This window comes from Rhizobium sp. GR12 (genome assembly GCF_036596185.1).
Lineage (GTDB): Bacteria > Pseudomonadota > Alphaproteobacteria > Rhizobiales > Rhizobiaceae > Agrobacterium > Agrobacterium nepotum.
Window position 1 is genome coordinate 51,205 of record NZ_JASXTH010000014.1, and the last position, 17,453, is coordinate 68,657.

Consider the following 17,453-nt stretch of genomic DNA (forward strand, 5'->3'; position numbering starts at 1 on the left):
CTTTCCGGCAAAAGGATACCCGTCGCCGGAGATGGAGATCTGCGGCGTTTGGCAACCTGGAAACATCATTATTGTCGTGGATCAGCCTCCTGCCCGCTCCACATGCCGGCAACATGGTCCTAATCCGGGGCCGGCGTCAACGCGTCTTCGGCAAGCAGAACCATCATGACTGATAGAAAGAGATGTGGCATTTATGATAGAATCTATCAAACCATCAAAGACTCTCAGGAACCCACAGATGGGCGGGCACAAATCTTTGCCCCGGCGTTTCCGCCATTCCATGTTCGATGGTGTGAACCATGGTGGCGACGAGATCCGCGCATAATTCACGAAGCGGCGTCTGGAACACGCCGGCAATACGCCGCTCCAGCAGCGCCTGCCGGGATTCCGGCGTCAGTTCGTTGACGAGGCAGACGATGGTTTCCTGGCGGTTCTCCTGCTGCAGGGCCTCGATCACGCCCTCCATGCCGCCGCCGATGCAATAGATGCCGACGAGATCCTGGTGTTTGGCGATGGTGTCCATGACAAGCTCGTAGGTCAGGCGCCGCGTTTCCAGTGTGATCAGCGCATCCATCACTTCGAAATCCGGCGCATATTCCCGCATATAGCTGCGAAAGCCGGTTTCCCGCAGCGAATGGCCATGAAAACGGTGGCCACCGAGCAACAGCAGCACCTTGCCCTTGCTGCGCGCCAACCTCGAGATCATCCACGCCGCCGTACGCCCTACCTTCATGTTGTTGGCGCCGAGATAGGCTTCCCGCACGCCTTGGGCAAAATCGGAAAGCAGGGAAAAGGTGGGAATACCCTTGCCTTTCAGCGCCTCGACAGCCGCCGTGACATCGTGATGATCAGGCCCGGTGGCGGCAACTGCCTGTACCCGCCCCTTCATGCCCGTCAAAAGTGCGGCAAGTTCGCCCGGCTCGCCCGACTGGGCAAATTCGATGCGCAGGTTCAGATGACGGTCCCTGACGTTGCGTGCCGCGAGCTCCAGCTCATCGGCGAATGTCTGGTAAAAGGAGTGTCGTTCCTTGCGCAGAATGATGCCGAGATTATAGGATGGCAGATCGGCCAGCATGCGCTGGCGGATGATGTTGGTGGCGTGAAAGCCGATCTTTTCCGCCGCCTCGAACACCCGCCGCGAGGTTTCCTCCCGCACCGGCAAGCGACCGTTCAACACCCTGTCGACAGTCGCAACGCTGACGCCGGCGGCGTTTGCAACATCTGTGATGGTCGGACGCTTCATGAAGACACCTCTGCGCGCGGAAAGAATCCCGTCATGTCCCGCAAAACATGTCACGGATCATGATAGAATCCAACGCAGAGCAGGAGATTTCGGCAGCGATACCAAAGGTGACGCTGAACGCTCCCAAAGGATATGCACGGCAGTGACATCCGGACCGTCTAGATGACGGCCGAATGGCGATCCTGTCAGACCCGCTCGAGCGCCACGGCAATGCCCTGGCCGACGCCGATGCACATGGCCGACAGCGCGTAACGCTTGCCGGTCAGCGAAAGCTCGAGTGCGGCAGTACCGGCAATGCGCGCACCGGACATGCCGAGCGGATGGCCGAGCGCAATCGCACCGCCGTTGCGATTGACCCGTGTGTCATCGTCGGCAATGCCGAGCTGGCGAAGTGTTGCTAGGCCCTGGCTGGCGAAGGCTTCGTTCAACTCGATCACATCGAGCTGTTCCGGCTTCAGGCCGAGCCGTGCCAGGAGCTTGGTCGAGGCCGGGGCCGGGCCGATGCCCATGACGCGCGGCGGAACGCCGGCAGTTGCACCGCCGAGAATGCGGGCGATCGGCGTCAGGCCATATTTTTTGGCCGCCGCCGCCGAAGCGATGATGAGTGCGGCCGCACCGTCATTGACGCCGGATGCATTGCCCGCCGTCACCGTCGCGCCATCGCGTTTGTTCACCGGCTTCAGCTTCGCAAGCGATTCGATGCTGGTTGCGCGCGGATGTTCATCTTTCGAGACCACCAGCGGATCGCCCTTGCGTTGCGGGATCGTCACCGAGAAGATTTCCTTGTCGAGACGACCATTGGCCTGCGCTTCAGCAGCCTTTGTCTGGCTACGTACGGAAAAAGCGTCCTGATCTTCGCGGGAGACCTGATAATCGACGGCCACGTTATCACCGGTCTCCGGCATGGAATCGACGCCATATTGCGCCTTCATCAACGGGTTGACGAAACGCCAGCCGATGGTGGTGTCGTAGATTTCGGCATTGCGCGAAAACGCGCTTTCCGCCTTCGGCAGAACGAAGGGCGCACGGCTCATGCTTTCCACGCCGCCGGCGATCATCAGTTCCGCCTCGCCGGACTTGATGGCGCGGGCGGCGGCGATAACGGCATCCATGCCTGAACCGCATAGCCGGTTGATGGTGGTTCCTGTCACCGAGACCGGCAGGCCAGCCAGCAGCAGCGACATGCGCGCGACATTACGGTTGTCCTCGCCCGCCTGATTGGCGCAGCCGAAGATCACGTCCTCGACGGCTTCCCAATCCACGGACGGGTTACGCTCCACAAGCGCCCTCAGTGGCACCGCGCCCAGATCGTCGGCGCGGACGGAGGAAAGGGCACCGCCGAAACGGCCGATGGGCGTGCGGATATAATCGCAGATGAATGCATCGGTCATCGGTTTTTTCCTCACAGTTGCGGGGCGACGAGATCTGCGACCTCGCCATCGACGGCCAAAGGCGCGCCGGTCATGGCCTGCAGTTCTTCAAAAGTCATGGCGGCCAGCTTTTCACGCAGCACGAAACGACCATCCACCACGTCGATAACGGCATGGCTGGTATAGATGCGGGTGATGCAGCCGACGCCGGTCAGCGGGAAGGCGCATTTTTCCACCAGCTTCGGTTCGCCGTTCTTGGTTACATGTTCGGTGATGACGAAAACCTGCTTTGCGCCATGCACCAGATCCATGGCGCCGCCAACGGCCGGCACACCCCTGGAGCCGACGCGCCAATTGGCGAGATCGCCGTTCTGCGCCACCTGATAGGCCCCAAGAATCGCCACATCCAGATGCCCGCCGCGCACCATGGCGAAACTGTCGGCATGGTGGAAGAAGGAGGCGCCGGGTTTCAGCGTCACGGCCTTCTTGCCGGCATTGATGAGGTTCCAGTCCTCTTCCCCTTCCGGCGGCGCTTCGCCGAAATTCAGGATGCCGTTTTCGGTGTGGAAAATCGCCTGACGGCCGGGCGGCTGGTATCGCGCCACCATTTCGGGAAAACCGATGCCGAGATTGACGTAAGCGCCATCCTCGATGTCCTGCGCCGCGCGCCAGGCGATCTGGGCGTTGGAAAGCTTGATATCGTCGCGGGTGTCGATTGTCTGGGTCATGCGTAGGCTACTCCCGCGCGAATGAGAATTTCTTCCTGTTGCGGATCGGCGATTTCCACGACGCCGTTGACGAAAATACCGGGTGTCACGACATGTTCCGGATCGATCTCGCCGGCCGCGACGATCTTCGAGACCTGCGCGATGGTGGTTGCCGCCGCCATGCACATCAGCGGGTTAAAATTGCGCCCGGCCTTGTTGTAGGTGAGGTTGCCATAGGTATCGCCACGCTCGGCTTTCACGATGGCGAAATCCGCCTTCAGCCAGCGTTCCTGCACGTAGGAGCGGCCATCGAATTCGGCGATCGGCTTGCCATTGGCAAGCTCGGTGCCAAAGGCCGTCGGGGTGTAGAATGCCGGAATGCCCGCACCGCCGGCACGGATCCGCTCGGCAAGCGTGCCCTGCGGCACAAGCTCCAGTTCGATTTCGCCGGCCAGATACCTGTCGGTGAAAGCGCGCGGATCGGAAGAGCGCGGAAACGAGCAGATCATCTTCCTGACCATACCCGCATCGATCATCGCGGCAATGCCGATCCGGCCATTGCCCGCGTTGTTGTTGATCACCGTCAGGTTCTTCGGGCCTTTGTCAATCAGCGCGTGGATCAACTCGATGGGCGCGCCGGAGCCGCCGAAACCACCGATCATCACCGTCGCGCCATCGCCGATACCGGAAATGGCCTCGGCCGCGCTGTTGATTGTCTTGTCCATATCAATCCTCCATCCAGCCGAACGGTAAAAACCCGGAGGGCTGCCTGACGGAGACCTAAATCCGAATCCGTCTCGACGGCAAGAATTTTGTGCGTTATATGATTTTTGTTCGTATATCGCACAAATGGAGCCGCAACGTGGCCGTCAACGAGAGAGACATGATGGGCGGTCTCGCCAAGGGACTGAGGGTGATCGAGGCGTTCAGCGCCGAGCGTCCGCGCCTCTCAATTTCCGATGCAGCTGACATCGCAGGCCTTGATCGCGCCACCACGAGGCGCTGCCTGCTGACGCTTTCGGAACTGGGTTACGCAGCCTACGACGGCAAGTTCTTCACCGTCACGCCCAAGGTTCTGCGGCTCGGAACCGGTTGTCTGGCTACCATGCCACTGCCGCGCATCGTCCAGCCTCTGCTTGATCGTCTGTCGGAAGAGGTCGGCCAGAGTACATCCGTCTCCATCCTGGACGAGACCGAAATCGTCTATGTGGCGCGTGCCGCCCAGCAGCGGGTCATGTCCATCGCCCTGATGCCGGGATCGCGGTTGCCCGCCTATTGCACATCTATGGGCCGCGTTCTCCTCTCAGTTCAAACGCCGGAGCGGCGGCGGGAAATCCTTGAAACCTCGAAGCTTGTGGCACGCACGGAGAAGACGATCATTGCCATCGACGTCCTGCTCGCCGAAATCGAGGTCACCGGCAATCGTGGTTATGCCCTGATCGACCAGGAAGTGGAGATCGGCCTTCGCTCCATTGCCGTGCCGCTGAAAACCGTGCGTGGGCAGACGGTTGCCGCGCTCAATGTCGGGCTTGCCGCGTCGGTGGCTTCAATGGACGATCTGGTGGAAAGGTATCTTCCCGCACTTCTGGCCGTTCAGCGGGAACTGGCAAGAATGCTGGTGTAAGCGCGGGTCTGGGACAGGTTTTTCCCCACGCCGTCGCCTGCCATTTTCCGCTGTTCAGCCAGCCGCCATGCCCGTGGCGTCATGCCGGTCTCCCGCTTGAAAAAGCGGTTGAAATAGGCGGGATCGGCAAAGCCCAAACCTTCCGCGATCATCTGTACGGTGGAGACCGTGAAGATCAGCTCCTGCTGGGCAATCTCGATCTGGCGTCCGGCCACCAGGCGTTGCAGGCTGAGGCCGGAAACGGAGCGGACGAGGCGGTTGAGATGGGTTTCGGACAGGCCGAGTTTCTGCGCATAAAATTCCGCCTTGTGCGGCTCGCGAATATGACGGGCAATCAGTGACAGCAAAAGCTCGAACCGTTTTTCGGCAAGCCCTTTGCCCGCCACCTCCACCAGCGGCCGCGCCGCCCGCGCCAGAAGCGTGACGACAGTGGCGAGCTGGCCTTCGATCATGGCGTCGCGGCCAATCTCGCGGGCCTCATATTCACCGGAGACATGCTCGAAACCGTCGCGCAGGCGATCGCCCTCAGGGAAATCCCGCAACGGCAACAGCACCGGCTGCTGGAAATTCCGCAGCAGCAGCGCCTGCACGGATGCCGGCAGCGCGCCCGGCAACAGGGTAACGATCACCCCACCGATATCACGCGAAAAACGAAAACCGTGTTCGAAACCCGGCGGCACGACAATCGCCACCGGCGGGCGGATAGCCTCGGTGCGACCATCCAGCAGCGCATCGCCCTCTCCTCCCCAAATGTACAAGATTTGCAGGAATGCGGCATGGCGGTGCAGGCCGATTTCGAAACGATGCAGGCTGCTTCTGGAGAATAGCGTCTCGCAATGAAAGCGAAATTCAGTGCCTTGTGTCACCTCTTCGCCATAGAGTCCGTCATTGGCCTCGTTGCGCATTTGACCTCGCCTCCCCGCATGATGGTCGAATTATGCAATTTGCGGATCAGAAAGTCCATTGAGCTTGTGACCCGCACTGGTCAATTTCCTGACGGGAGACAGTTCCGGGAGGAAACAATGCGCACCAAGGTCGTCATCATCGGCTCCGGCCCTTCTGGCCTGCTGCTCGGCCAGCTGCTTGCCAATGAGGGCATCGATACCGTCATTCTCGACCGCGCCGGCAAGGACTATATCCTTGGCCGCGTCCGGGCCGGTGTGCTGGAACAAGGAACGGTACATCTTCTGGAAAAGGTCGGCGCCGACAAAAGATTGCACAAGGAGGGCCTGCCGCATGACGGTTTCTCCTTGACCTTCGACGGACGCGATCACCGTATCGACCTCTTCGATCTGACTGGCGGCAGCCAAGTGATGGTCTACGGACAGACCGAGGTGACGCACGACCTGATGGATGCCCGCGAAAGAGGGGGGCTCTCGACGATCTACGAGGCATCGAATGTCGAGCCGCATGATTTCGATGGTGCGAGGCCCTATGTCACCTATGAGAAAGGCGGCGTAACCCACCGGATCGATTGCGACTTTATCGCCGGCTGCGACGGCTTTCACGGCGTCAGCCGCAAATCCGTGCCGCAGAGCGCGATCAGGGAATTCGAAAAGATTTATCCTTTCGGCTGGCTCGGCATTCTGGCCGAAGTGCCGCCCGTCAGCCACGAACTCATCTATGCCAACCACCCGCGCGGTTTTGCGCTGTGCTCCATGCGTTCACACACCCGCAGCCGCTATTATCTGCAATGTTCGCTGGAAGACCGGCCGGAGGACTGGAGCGATGAGCGGTTCTGGGATGAAATCCGCCGCCGCCTGCCGGAGAACCATGCCGAGGCCATGGTGACGGGTCCTTCTTTCGAAAAATCCATCGCGCCGCTCCGGTCCTTCGTCTGCGAACCGATGCGTTTCGGACGGCTGTTCCTCGCCGGCGATGCCGCTCATATCGTGCCGCCGACAGGCGCCAAGGGCCTCAACCTCGCCGCCAGTGACGTACATTATCTGAGCGAAGCGCTGATCGAATTTTACCGCGAAGGGTCAGAGACTGGCATCGCTTTCTACTCGCAGAAAGCGCTTTCCCGCGTCTGGAAAGCCGTGCGCTTTTCCTGGTGGATGACCACCATGATGCATCGTTTCCCCGATACCGGTGACTTCGGCCAGCGCATTCAGGAAGCGGAACTGGATTATCTCGTCCATTCCCGCGCCGCCTCCACGGCACTTGCGGAAAACTATGTCGGGCTTCCTTATTAGGAAACAGTTTCGGATTTCGGGTCCAGCAAATCGCCTGCGGCTTCGCGAATGGCCTGTATCAGCAGCGAAAGCGGCAGGGACGGCTGCGTATCGGCCCTGACCGTCAGTCCGACCGGGCCGCTGGTATCGCCGGTATCCACCGGCAATATTGCCAGAATACCATCAGCCACATCGCCCGCGACTACGCCTTCCGAAATGATCCAGACGGCGTCGCTGGTGCGCAAAAAGGCGCGGCCGAAAGCATCCGACACTGTTTCGATGCGGATCGGCAGGGCCGGTACGCCATTGGCGATCAGGAATTGCTCGACGATGGGGCCGATCACCGACTGCCTTGTGGGCATCAGCACGGGGAATTCGTGCAGCCGGTCAAAAACCGAAATGCCGGGCGACAGCAGCGGATGACCGGTGCGCACAACGAAACGCACCTTTTCGGAATATAGATGCTCGAAGGAAAAGCCCGCCATTTTTTCCGGCGCGGCCAGGCGGCCGACAACGAGATCAAGATCGCCGACCCTGAGCTGTTCGAGAAGCACGGCGTTTTCGCCGGTGACGATCTTCACCGGGCTACCGGTTTTTTCGGCGAGGAACCCGGCCATCGCCTTCGGCATGATCCGAACCGACACGGTCGGCAAAGCGCCGACGCGGACGGGAGGACCGGCGCGCGCCGCCTCCTGCGAGACCGAATCGACCGCCTGGCGAAGTGCGGTCATCGTCGCGCCCGCATGACGCAGGAAAACCTCACCGTAGCGGCTGATGCGAATGCCGCGCCCCTCGCGGTCGAACAGCGAGACTCCGAGGATTTCCTCCAGCTCACGAATGGTTTTCGTCACCGCCGGCTGGCTGACATGCAGAATTTCCGCTGCGCGAATGACGCTTTTCTGGCGTGCCACCTCCACGAAAGTCTGAAGGTGCCGGAACTTGATACGCTGCTCGGTCATCGCACATATAATCCACAGGTTATAGTTTTCACCGATAATGTCATTTTACTTAACCGGAACGCGCTTGCAATATCAGCAACAGGAGGAAGTACACCATGCATTTTCTGCGCTGTGGCGAAAACGCGATCCATTACCGTGCGCACGGACTGGAAAGCGGCAGGCCGGTCATCGCCTTCATCAATTCGCTGGGCACCGATTTCCGCATCTGGGACGCGGTGATCGAGATGCTCGGCAACGATTATGCTTTCGTTCTGCACGACAAGCGCGGCCATGGCCTGTCCGATATCGGCCACCCTCCCTATTCGATAGACGATCACGCCGAGGACCTTATCGCCATCCTCGATCATCTTTCCGTTAAAAAAGCAGTCATCTGGGGTCTTTCGGTCGGTGGACTGATCGCGCAGGGGCTTTATGCCCGCCGTCCCGATCTCGTGGCCGCCCTCGTGCTCAGCAACACCGCCCACAGGATCGGCACTGCCGAGATGTGGAATGCGCGCATCGACAAGATCGGCGCTGATGGCCTTGCCTCGCTGATCGATCCGGTGATGGAGCGCTGGTTCACATCAGCCTTTCGCCAGCCGGACAATGCGACCTATGCGGGCGCGCGCAACATGCTCTCGCAACAGCCGGAGGCCGGATATAGCGGCACCTGCGCTGCCATTCGCGATGCGGATTTCACGCGTGAGGCAGGCCGCGTCAACGTTCCCACACTGTGTGTGGCGGGTGATCAGGACGGCTCGACCCCGCCTGCGCTGGTGCAGTCGCTGGCGGATCTCATTCCGGCCAGCCGCTTCGTCACCATCGCTGATTGCGGCCATATTCCATGCCTTGAACAGCCGTCTGCCTACGCGCGGGCAGTCGGCGATTTTCTCAAGACCTTGCCGGAGCACTGACAAATGGCGGACCATATCGACAAGAACGAAAGATTCGAGCAGGGCATGAAAACCCGCCGCGCCGTGCTTGGCGACGCGCATGTCGACCGCGCGCAAACGGTGACGACCGGGTTCGACCAGCCATTCCAGCAGCTCATTACCGAAGCGGCCTGGGGCACGGTATGGTCCGGTAGCCACTGGACGAAGCGCGAGCGCTCGATGGTCACCATCGCCTTGCTTGCCGCACTCGGCCAGGACGAGGAGCTTGCCATGCATGTGCGCGCCACCGCCAATACCGGCGCCACCGAGGCGGATATTCGCGAAGCGCTGCTGCATGTCGCGATCTATGCCGGCGTGCCCGCCGCCAACCACGCATTCAAGACCGCCAAGCTTGCTCTGGCCGGAATGAAGGCCGATAGTTCCAGCGAGGAGGAGACGAAATGAGCAATACAAAGCCCGAAACCGGGCCGTTCTTCGCACGCGACCGCGATATCCATCCGCTTGCCTATGCCCCCGGATACAAGACCTCGATCCTGCGTTCGCCGCAGCGCGCCCTGATTTCGCTGGAAGGCACCAAAAGCGAGATCACCGGGCCGGTCTTCGGCCACAGCCTGCTGAACGCGCTGGATAACGACCTGATCCTCAATTACGCCCGCCCCGGTGAAATGCCGATCGGCCCGCGAATTCTGGTCCATGGCCGGGTGCTGGACGAGCGCGGCCGCGGCGTGGACGGCGCGCTGGTGGAATTCTGGCAGGCCAATGCCGGCGGGCGTTATCGTCACAAGAAAGAAACCTATCTCGCCGCCATCGATCCGAATTTCGGCGGCGTCGGCCGCACGATTACGGATGAGAACGGCTATTACTGGTTCAAGACCATCCAGCCGGGCGCTTACCCCTGGCCGAACGGCGTCAACGACTGGCGGCCAGCCCATATTCACTTCTCGGTCTTCGGCCACGGCTTTGCCCAGCGGCTGATCACCCAGATGTATTTCGAAGGCGATCCGCTGATCTGGAAATGTCCGATCGTCAAAACCATTCCGGACGAGGATGCAATCAAGAGGCTGATCGCCCCGCTCGACATGAACTCGAACATTCCGATGGACATGCTCGCATACAAATTCGACATCGTGCTTCGCGGCCGCCGCTCCACTTTTTTCGAAAACCGCAAGGAAGGTAACTGATCATGGTCCAGCCGCTCGGTTATCTCAAGGAATCGGCCTCGCAGACGGCAGGGCCTTATGTCCACATCGGCTGCACCCCCAATTTCGTCGGTATAGAAGGCGTGTTCGAAAAGGACCTCGGCTCTGGTGCGCTCTACAATGACAAAGCCCGTGGCGAACGCATCAGCGTGCGCGGCACGGTCTATGACGGCGCGGGAAATGCCCTGAAGGACGCGCTGATCGAGATCTGGCAGGCGGATACGGACGGTTATTACAAGAGCCCCAGCGAGACGCGCGGCAAGGCGGACCCGAATTTCACCGGCTGGGGCCGCTCGCCGGGCGACATGGATACCGGAGAATTCGTTTTCGAAACGATCAAGCCCGGCAAGGTGCCGTTCAGGGATGGCAGGCCGATGGCACCGCACATCACCTTCTGGATCGTCGCGCGCGGCATCAATATCGGTCTGCACACCCGCATGTATTTTCCCGAGGAGCAGGAGGCCAATGCGGCCGACCCGGTTCTTGCCCGCGTCGAGCAGAAAAGCCGCATCACCACGCTTGTCGCTAAAAAGGAGGAAGGAAACATCTATCGTTTCGATATCCGCCTTCAGGGCGAGGGCGAAACCGTGTTTTTCGATATATGAGTGGAGCCGTAACCCGAGATGAGCCTTTCCCCCTTCGAACATCCGTTTCTGTCAGGCCTTTTTGGCGACAGTGATATCATCGAGCTGTTTTCGGCGAGAGCGGATATCGACGCCATGATCCGCTTCGAGACGGCGCTGGCGCAGGCGGAAGCCGGGGCGGGTGCCATTGCAGCAGATGCGGCAGATGCGATCGTCTCCGGACTTTCCGATTTTGCAGCCGATATCACGGCCCTTCGCCATGGCGTTGCCAAAGATGGCGTCGTGGTGCCTGAACTCATCAGGCAAATGCGGGCAGCGGTCGCGGGTGCTTCGGCGGAAAAGCTGCATTTTGGCGCAACCAGCCAGGATGTCATCGATACCAGCCTGATGCTGCGGCTGAAGGCGGCGGTGGAAATCATCGCGGCCCGGCTCGGCCACCTCATCGATACGTTCAGTGATATCTCGGCCCGCGACGGCGGCAACCCGCTGACGGGATATACCCGCATGCAGGCCGCGATCGCCATCACCGTCTCCGACAGGGTGGCGAGCTGGATCGATCCGCTGGAACGGCACCTGGTGCGGATCGATACCTTTTTGCAGAACGGTTTTGCTGTTCAGTTCGGCGGCGCGGCCGGTACGCTGGAAAAGCTCGGCGACAAGGCCGGTGCGGTGCGTGCCGATCTTGCCAGGCGGCTCGGCCTTTCCGACCGACCGCAATGGCAGAGCCAGCGCGACGGCATCGTCGAATTTGGCAATCTGCTGTCGCTCGTCACCGGAACGCTTGGCAAGTTCGGGCAGGACATCGCGCTTCTGGCTGAAATCGGCGCAGAAATCCGCATGAGCGGTGGCGGCGGTTCGTCGGCCATGCCGCACAAGCAGAACCCGGTCAATGCGGAAACGCTGGTGACGCTGGCACGCTTCAACGCCGTGCAGATTTCAGCATTGCACCAGTCTCTCGTCCACGAGCAGGAACGTTCGGGCACAGGCTGGATGCTCGAATGGATGTCGCTGCCGCAAATGGTGACGGCAACGGGGTCCTCGCTGCTGATCGCCGAGCGCCTCGCCGCCCAAATCGACCGGCTGGGAGCAGGCGAAGAATAGCGCAAGGAACAACTGGTTTTTCGCAGAAATGAGCGATTTGCGAACGCTCTTTCGACAATTCGGGAATGGTGCAGACGCGCATCGAAAACGCTTGCGCTATTTCACATTAGTCATTGATAGAAAACGACTTTCCTGAACAATCCGAATAACGAAAAAATGATTTTCAAACTGTTTTTAACGGGAGTTGGCGCTTGACATAAAATTGAACTAACTGGTACAAACATTTCAAATAATACTGTGCGGCGATAAGGGGTATTGAGCTTTCGCGGCGCGGCAAAAACGAACGGAGGGCTTTGGAGCGATAGGTTTCCAAAGCGATGCGAGCAAGGCGAAACGCCTGTTCGGACCCGAACGGGTTGGGAGGAAATATGTCTTACAGTCTCGATTTTTCGGCGGTCATAGACCGCCTGCCCGAGCTGCTTCTGGCCTGTCTTGCAACGATCGGCCTTGCAATCGCCGGCATGTCGCTCGCCACCGTCATCGGGGTTCTCGGCGTCGTCGCCCGCCGCTCGCGCTTTAAGCTGCTGCGCGGTCTCGTCATCGGTTTTGTGGAAGCCATCCGCAACACGCCGTTTCTGGTGCAGATATTCTTCATCTTCTTCGCCCTGCCGCAGATCGGTATCAAGCTCAACCCCACGACCACCGCCATCATCGCGCTGGCGCTGAACGGCGGCGCCTACGCCATTGAAATTATTCGTGGCGGCGTGGATTCCATTCCCAAGGGGCAGATTGAAGCGGGATTGGCGCTCGGCCTGCACCGGGCGCAGATCTTCCGGCACATCATTCTCAAGCCGGCGTTGCGCGCAGTTTATCCGTCGCTCACCAGCCAGTTCATCATGCTGACGCTGACCACCTCGGTCTGCACCTCGATCGCGGCTTACGAGCTGACTTCCGTCGCGCAGCAGATCGAAGCGGACACCTTCCGCTCGTTTGAGGTCTATTTCTCGATCACGCTGCTTTATCTGGTCATTTCCTCGCTGATGATGGGGGTTTTTTCCCTCATCTCCCGCACATCGTTCAGCTATCCGGTCAAGTGAGGAAAAGACAATGGCATCCATTGGTCCCAACGAACTCTTCTTCCTGCTGCAAGGCCTGAAATGGACCCTTGCGCTGACCCTGATCGGCTTTATCGGCGGCGGCGTTTTCGGCCTTTGCATAGCGCTCGGCCGCGTGGCCGAAAGCCCGGCGATCCAGCGCGCCAGCACCGGCTACATTGCGGTCTTCCAGGGCACACCGCTTCTGATGCAGCTCTTCGTCGTTTATTACGGCGTGGCGCTTGCGGGGCTGAATGTCGATGCCTGGATCGCGGTCGCCATCGCATTCACCCTGCATGCCAGCGCCTTTCTGGGCGAAATCTGGCGCGGTGGCATTCAGGCAGTGCCGAAAGGCCAGACCGAAGCCGCCAACGCGCTCGGCCTGCATTACGTGTCGCGAATGAAGGACGTGGTTCTGCCGCAGGCCTTCAAGATCTCGCTGCCCGCGACCATCGGTTTCCTGGTGCAGCTCATCAAGGGCACGTCGCTTGCCGCCATCGTCGGTTTTGTCGAACTGTCCCGCGCCGGCCAGATCGTCTCCAACCAGACGTTCCGCCCGCTGACGGTCTTCGCCATCGTCGGCATCATGTATTTCCTGATCTGCTGGCCGCTTTCCCTGTGGGGCGCCGGCGTCGAAAAGCGGATGCAAGCCGCTTCCCGCTAATACCCATCAACATGTCATCAAGCTTTGTAAGGAGGAGCAAAAGATGAAATCCAACGGTAAATTCTCACGTCGCACCCTGCTCGCGCTCGCCGCGGCAACGGTCGCCCTGCCCTTTATCGCACCGGTCGACGCCTTCGCCGGCACGGTCGATGAGGCCAAGGCCAAGGGCAAGGTCGTGATCGGCATCCAGGGCGACAATTCGCCATGGGGATTCGTCAACTCGAGCGGCGTTCAGGATGGCCTCGATGCGGATATTGGCAAGGCCTTTGCCGAATATCTCGGCGTCAAGGTCGAGTTCGTGCCACTTGCCGTGGCAAACCGCATTCCGGCCCTGCTCACCGGCAAGGTCGACCTGCTTTTTGCAACAATGGGCATGACCGCCGAGCGCGCCAAGACCATCCAGTACTCCAAGCCCTATGCCGGTAATGTGCTTTCCGTCTACGGCCCGAAGGACAAGAAGATCGGCAACTACGACGATCTGACCGGCGTTTCCGTCGGCGTTCCGAAGTCGAGTGCCATGGACACGGCCATCACGGCAGGTGCGGGCTCCAAGGCCAACATCCTGCGCTTCGACGATGACGCCGCCAACATTCAGGCGTTGATTTCCGGCCAGGTCGAGGCCGTTGGCGGCAACCAGTTTTATGGCGACCGCCTCAATCAGGCTGCCGAAGGCAAATACGAGCCGAAGTTCGACCTGACGACGCTTTACAACGGCGCCGGCACCCGTCCGGGCGAAAAGGACTGGAACGAGAGCGTCAACGCCTTCCTCGACAAGATCAAGTCGGATGGCCAGCTGGCCAAAATCTACGACAAGTGGATGAAGCGCGAAGTTCCCGCTTTCCCGGAAAGCCTGCCGGATATTCCTTTCACCGTGAAGTGAGGGATTGATCTCGACCAGATCAAGGCGAATGGCAGCCTCGCAGAGGTCTATGCCAAGTGGATGAACGGGAAGTGCCACAGTTTCCGGCGTCGCTTCCCGACATTCCCTACACCGTCAACTAACGCTGCTTCCCAGCATGAAGGAAAGTTCCATGTCGCAATCCTCCGCCGCACAGGCTCCGCTGATCGCCCTTGAAGAGGTTGGAAAGTGGTATGGAGCCTTCCATGCGCTTAAAGGCGTCAACATGACGGTTCGCAAAGGCGAAAAAATCGTTCTTTGCGGCCCGTCCGGCTCGGGAAAATCCACCCTTATCCGCTGCATCAACCATCTGGAGGAAATCCAGGAGGGCAAGATCACGGTCGAGGGAACTACGCTGTCGGATTCCAGCCGCGCCATCGATGCGGTTCGCCGCGAAGTGGGCATGGTGTTCCAGAGCTTCAACCTCTTCCCGCACAAGACCATCATGGAAAACTGCACGCTTGCACCCATGCGGGTGAAGGGCCTGTCGAAAGCCGAAGCGGAAGCGACCGCGCGCAAATATCTGGAGCGCGTGCGCATTCTCGATCAGGCCGACAAGTACCCGACACAGCTTTCCGGTGGCCAGCAGCAGCGCGCGGCGATTGCCCGTGCACTCTGCATGGAGCCGAAGGCCATGCTGTTCGATGAGCCGACATCGGCGCTCGATCCGGAAATGGTCAAGGAAGTGCTCGATACTATGATCGGCCTTGCCCGCGACGGCATGACGATGATCTGCGTGACCCATGAAATGGGCTTTGCCCGCCAGGTCGCCGACCGCGTGGTCTTCATGTCGGAAGGCGAGATCATCGAGGAAGGCCCCCCGGACGAGTTCTTCCGCGATCCCAAGCACCAGCGCACCCGAACCTTCCTTGGCGAAATTCTCGCCCATCACTGATGGTTTTCCAGAGCCGACAGGCAGGCGGGATTATCCCCGTCTCTCCCACCCCGTCCGATGAGCGATGACCTGATCATGACAGACACAAAATCCTTCAAGGTTGCCCTGATCGGCGCCGACATACAGCTTTCCAAATCTCCCGCGCTGCATATGCGCGAAGGCGCGGCCCACGGCCTTGATTATTCCTATGAGCTTCTCGACGTCGTGGCGCGCAATGTGGCCGAGAGCGCACTTGCCGATCTGCTCGACGAGCTGGAAGCGCGCGGCTTTGCCGGCACCAACATCACCCATCCCTTCAAGCAGGCGGTCCTTCCGCACCTCCATGAATTATCCGACGATGCCCGCATGCTTGGCGCGGTAAATACCGTCGTCTTCAAGGACGGACGCCGCATAGGGCACAATACGGACTGGTACGGTTTTTACGAAAGCTTCGTGCGTGGCCTGCCTGATGCGAAACGTGACCGGGCGCTGCTGATCGGCGCGGGCGGCGCGGGCGTTGCGGTGGCCCATGCGGCGTTGAAACTCGGCATTGGCCGTCTCGATATCTGCGACCGCGATCTTGGCCGCGCCGAGCGGCTGGCTGGCGAGCTCAACGGCCGTTTTGGCGAAGGCCGCGCCTTTGCCGTGAATGATCCGGCGGCGTCCCTCCCCTTCGCAGATGGGTTGATTCACGCCACGCCGATGGGCATGCCCGCCCATCCCGGCATGCCAGTAGAGGCCAATCTCCTCGAACAACGGCACTGGGTGGCCGATATCGTCTATATGCCGCTCGTTACCGAGCTTCTGGCGACAGCGGCTAAAAAAGGCTGTCGCACCTTGCCCGGCGGTGGCATGACCGTGTTTCAGGCTGTCGGCGCATTTCGCCTGTTCTGCGGCCGCGAGCCGGATCCTGCGCGCATGACCGCGCATTTCACCGAACTTTGCATGGCGGAGGGGGTGGCATGAGCCTCTTTACCATCCTCAACGGCCCGAACCTCAACCTGCTCGGCCAGCGCCAACCGGAAATCTACGGCTACGAGACGATGGCCGATGTGGAGGGCACTTGCCGCAAAATAGCAGAAGCCGCAGGCCACGGGATATTCTTCGCCCAGAGCAACCGGGAATATGAGCTGATCGACTGGATCCACGCGGCGCGCGGCACATCGGCGGGCATCGTCATCAATCCCGGCGCCTTTACCCACACCTCGGTGGCAATCCTCGATGCGCTCAACGCCTTCGAAGGGCCGGTGATCGAGGTTCACATTTCCAACATCCACAAACGAGAGGTTTTCCGCCACCATTCCTATGTCTCGACGCGCGCCGAAGGCGTGATCGCCGGTCTCGGCATCGAAGGCTACGGGGTGGCGCTCAGCCACCTCATCGGCCGTCTTTCCCGATCGTCGTGATATGGTCGGGGCTCAGCACATAACGCAACACCATGTCGCTGACACGCCGCGACAATGTCTCCTGGCCCTCATCGGTAAACAGGCTGTCGCCGAAGATGAACGAGAAGGTCGCGACGTTCGAGACGTTGAAAAAGGACAGCGCGCTGATCTGCCAGTGCAGTTCCAGCGCATCGATGCCGTTGCGGAAAATGCCGCTCTTCTGGCCGCGCAGCAGCACGCTTTCCAGGGCATCGATGGCGGGCCGGTTGAGCTGGCGGATCGTTTCGGACGATTGCATGTGGCGGCCGTGGTGAATATTCTCGATCATCACCATGCGGATGAAAGCCGGATTGCGGCGGTGATGGTCGAAAGTGAACCGACAGAGCTTTTCAAGCGCGGCGGTCGGCTCCATGCCGTCCAGCTCCAGATCGCTTTCGCCCCCGCGCACCTTGGCATAGGCTTCTTCAAGAACGCGCTGGTAAAGCCCTTCCTTGTCGGTAAAATAATAATAGATCATCCGTTTGGACGTGCGCGTGCGGGCGGCGATCTCATCGATGCGCGCCCCCGACAGGCCGTTTTGCGAAAATTCCTCCATCGCAACGGAAAGAATGTCGCGGCGCACGCCTTCCGGATCGCGCTTCGCCTGCCGGATTTCACGAGTGCCGTTCGAAGTTGCGCTTTTTGTCATCATCCATCCATCAGCAGGGCGAACGGCTTACCGCCGCACCTTTATTATTAACCAATTAGTACATAACGCTGAAAGGG

The 17,453-nt window shown here is 60.2% G+C and carries 20 protein-coding genes; 13 read left to right on the plus strand and 7 right to left on the minus strand.

The genetic code is table 11. The features are described from left to right. Nucleotides 1-214 precede the first annotated feature (214 nt). From QSK43_RS21885 to QSK43_RS21900, 4 genes are all read right to left on the minus strand, one after another. Nucleotides 215-1,243, minus strand: a complete 1,029-nt coding sequence (locus QSK43_RS21885) for a LacI family DNA-binding transcriptional regulator (RefSeq protein ID WP_332305252.1) — start codon at nucleotides 1,241-1,243, stop codon at nucleotides 215-217. 185 nt (nucleotides 1,244-1,428) lie between these two features. Next, on the minus strand, nucleotides 1,429-2,634 hold the full coding sequence (gene pcaF / locus QSK43_RS21890) for a 3-oxoadipyl-CoA thiolase (protein WP_332305253.1): 1,206 nt from the start codon (nucleotides 2,632-2,634) through the stop codon (nucleotides 1,429-1,431). Between the two features lie 11 nt (nucleotides 2,635-2,645). Beyond that, the gene (locus QSK43_RS21895) at nucleotides 2,646-3,341 is read right to left on the minus strand and encodes a CoA transferase subunit B (protein WP_332305254.1); all 696 of its coding nucleotides are present in this window, start codon (nucleotides 3,339-3,341) and stop codon (nucleotides 2,646-2,648) included. Then, nucleotides 3,338-4,045: a 3-oxoacid CoA-transferase subunit A gene (locus QSK43_RS21900; protein ID WP_332305255.1), complete on the minus strand. Its 708-nt coding sequence runs from the start codon at nucleotides 4,043-4,045 to the stop codon at nucleotides 3,338-3,340. The genes QSK43_RS21895 and QSK43_RS21900 overlap by 4 nt, the downstream gene beginning before the upstream one ends. A 137-nt stretch (nucleotides 4,046-4,182) precedes the next feature. Between QSK43_RS21900 and QSK43_RS21905 the strand changes: the two genes are divergently transcribed. Next, nucleotides 4,183-4,944, plus strand: coding sequence for an IclR family transcriptional regulator (locus QSK43_RS21905; RefSeq protein ID WP_332305256.1), 762 nt, complete (start codon nucleotides 4,183-4,185; stop codon nucleotides 4,942-4,944). On the opposite strand, the gene QSK43_RS21910 is transcribed toward QSK43_RS21905, so the two are convergent. Then, nucleotides 4,914-5,849 carry a helix-turn-helix domain-containing protein gene (locus tag QSK43_RS21910; protein WP_332305257.1) on the minus strand — a complete coding sequence of 312 codons (936 nt, stop codon included), beginning with the start codon at nucleotides 5,847-5,849 and terminating at the stop codon, nucleotides 4,914-4,916. The genes QSK43_RS21905 and QSK43_RS21910 overlap by 31 nt on opposite strands. A gap of 117 nt (nucleotides 5,850-5,966) precedes the next feature. Here QSK43_RS21910 and pobA point away from each other — a divergent pair, with 117 nt between their 5' ends. Then, entirely contained in the window at nucleotides 5,967-7,139 is a 1,173-nt protein-coding gene (gene pobA / locus QSK43_RS21915) for a 4-hydroxybenzoate 3-monooxygenase (protein WP_332305258.1), read from the plus strand. Here pobA and pcaQ read toward each other — a convergent pair. After that, on the minus strand, nucleotides 7,136-8,077 hold the full coding sequence (gene pcaQ, locus QSK43_RS21920) for a pca operon transcription factor PcaQ (RefSeq protein WP_332305259.1): 942 nt from the start codon (nucleotides 8,075-8,077) through the stop codon (nucleotides 7,136-7,138). The genes pobA and pcaQ overlap by 4 nt on opposite strands. A 95-nt stretch (nucleotides 8,078-8,172) precedes the next feature. Here pcaQ and pcaD point away from each other — a divergent pair, with 95 nt between their 5' ends. The 11 genes from pcaD to aroQ all read left to right on the plus strand — a co-directional run bounded on the left by pcaD (nucleotide 8,173) and on the right by aroQ (nucleotide 16,709). Further along, nucleotides 8,173-8,970 carry a 3-oxoadipate enol-lactonase gene (pcaD, locus tag QSK43_RS21925; RefSeq protein WP_332305260.1) on the plus strand — a complete coding sequence of 266 codons (798 nt, stop codon included), beginning with the start codon at nucleotides 8,173-8,175 and terminating at the stop codon, nucleotides 8,968-8,970. Nucleotides 8,971-8,973: 3 nt separating this feature from the next. Next, nucleotides 8,974-9,393, plus strand: a complete 420-nt coding sequence (gene pcaC / locus QSK43_RS21930) for a 4-carboxymuconolactone decarboxylase (RefSeq protein WP_332305261.1) — start codon at nucleotides 8,974-8,976, stop codon at nucleotides 9,391-9,393. Next, nucleotides 9,390-10,130 carry a protocatechuate 3,4-dioxygenase subunit beta gene (pcaH, locus tag QSK43_RS21935; RefSeq protein WP_045021628.1) on the plus strand — a complete coding sequence of 247 codons (741 nt, stop codon included), beginning with the start codon at nucleotides 9,390-9,392 and terminating at the stop codon, nucleotides 10,128-10,130. Before pcaC ends, pcaH begins: the two co-directional genes overlap by 4 nt. A 2-nt stretch (nucleotides 10,131-10,132) precedes the next feature. Then, nucleotides 10,133-10,753 carry a protocatechuate 3,4-dioxygenase subunit alpha gene (pcaG, locus tag QSK43_RS21940; protein ID WP_332305262.1) on the plus strand — a complete coding sequence of 207 codons (621 nt, stop codon included), beginning with the start codon at nucleotides 10,133-10,135 and terminating at the stop codon, nucleotides 10,751-10,753. Between the two features lie 18 nt (nucleotides 10,754-10,771). Then, a complete protein-coding gene (locus QSK43_RS21945) occupies nucleotides 10,772-11,833 on the plus strand; it encodes a 3-carboxy-cis,cis-muconate cycloisomerase (protein WP_332305263.1) in 1,062 nt (353 codons plus the stop codon). Between the two features lie 368 nt (nucleotides 11,834-12,201). Beyond that, nucleotides 12,202-12,870 carry an amino acid ABC transporter permease gene (locus tag QSK43_RS21950; protein WP_332305264.1) on the plus strand — a complete coding sequence of 223 codons (669 nt, stop codon included), beginning with the start codon at nucleotides 12,202-12,204 and terminating at the stop codon, nucleotides 12,868-12,870. Between the two features lie 10 nt (nucleotides 12,871-12,880). Then, nucleotides 12,881-13,531 (plus strand): amino acid ABC transporter permease, encoded by a 651-nt coding sequence (locus QSK43_RS21955; protein WP_045021635.1) that lies wholly within the window; start codon nucleotides 12,881-12,883, stop codon nucleotides 13,529-13,531. 43 nt (nucleotides 13,532-13,574) lie between these two features. After that, on the plus strand, nucleotides 13,575-14,411 hold the full coding sequence (locus tag QSK43_RS21960; protein WP_332305265.1) for a transporter substrate-binding domain-containing protein: 837 nt from the start codon (nucleotides 13,575-13,577) through the stop codon (nucleotides 14,409-14,411). 151 nt (nucleotides 14,412-14,562) lie between these two features. Beyond that, on the plus strand, nucleotides 14,563-15,324 hold the full coding sequence (locus QSK43_RS21965; RefSeq protein ID WP_332305266.1) for an amino acid ABC transporter ATP-binding protein: 762 nt from the start codon (nucleotides 14,563-14,565) through the stop codon (nucleotides 15,322-15,324). Nucleotides 15,325-15,381: 57 nt separating this feature from the next. Continuing rightward, complete coding sequence (locus QSK43_RS21970; RefSeq protein ID WP_442967873.1) at nucleotides 15,382-16,269, plus strand: shikimate dehydrogenase; 888 nt, start codon at nucleotides 15,382-15,384, stop codon at nucleotides 16,267-16,269. Continuing rightward, entirely contained in the window at nucleotides 16,266-16,709 is a 444-nt protein-coding gene (gene aroQ / locus QSK43_RS21975; protein WP_332305268.1) for a type II 3-dehydroquinate dehydratase, read from the plus strand. Before QSK43_RS21970 ends, aroQ begins: the two co-directional genes overlap by 4 nt. Here aroQ and QSK43_RS21980 read toward each other — a convergent pair. Continuing rightward, nucleotides 16,681-17,376, minus strand: a complete 696-nt coding sequence (locus tag QSK43_RS21980) for a TetR/AcrR family transcriptional regulator (protein ID WP_332305269.1) — start codon at nucleotides 17,374-17,376, stop codon at nucleotides 16,681-16,683. The genes aroQ and QSK43_RS21980 overlap by 29 nt on opposite strands. Nucleotides 17,377-17,453 lie beyond the last annotated feature (77 nt).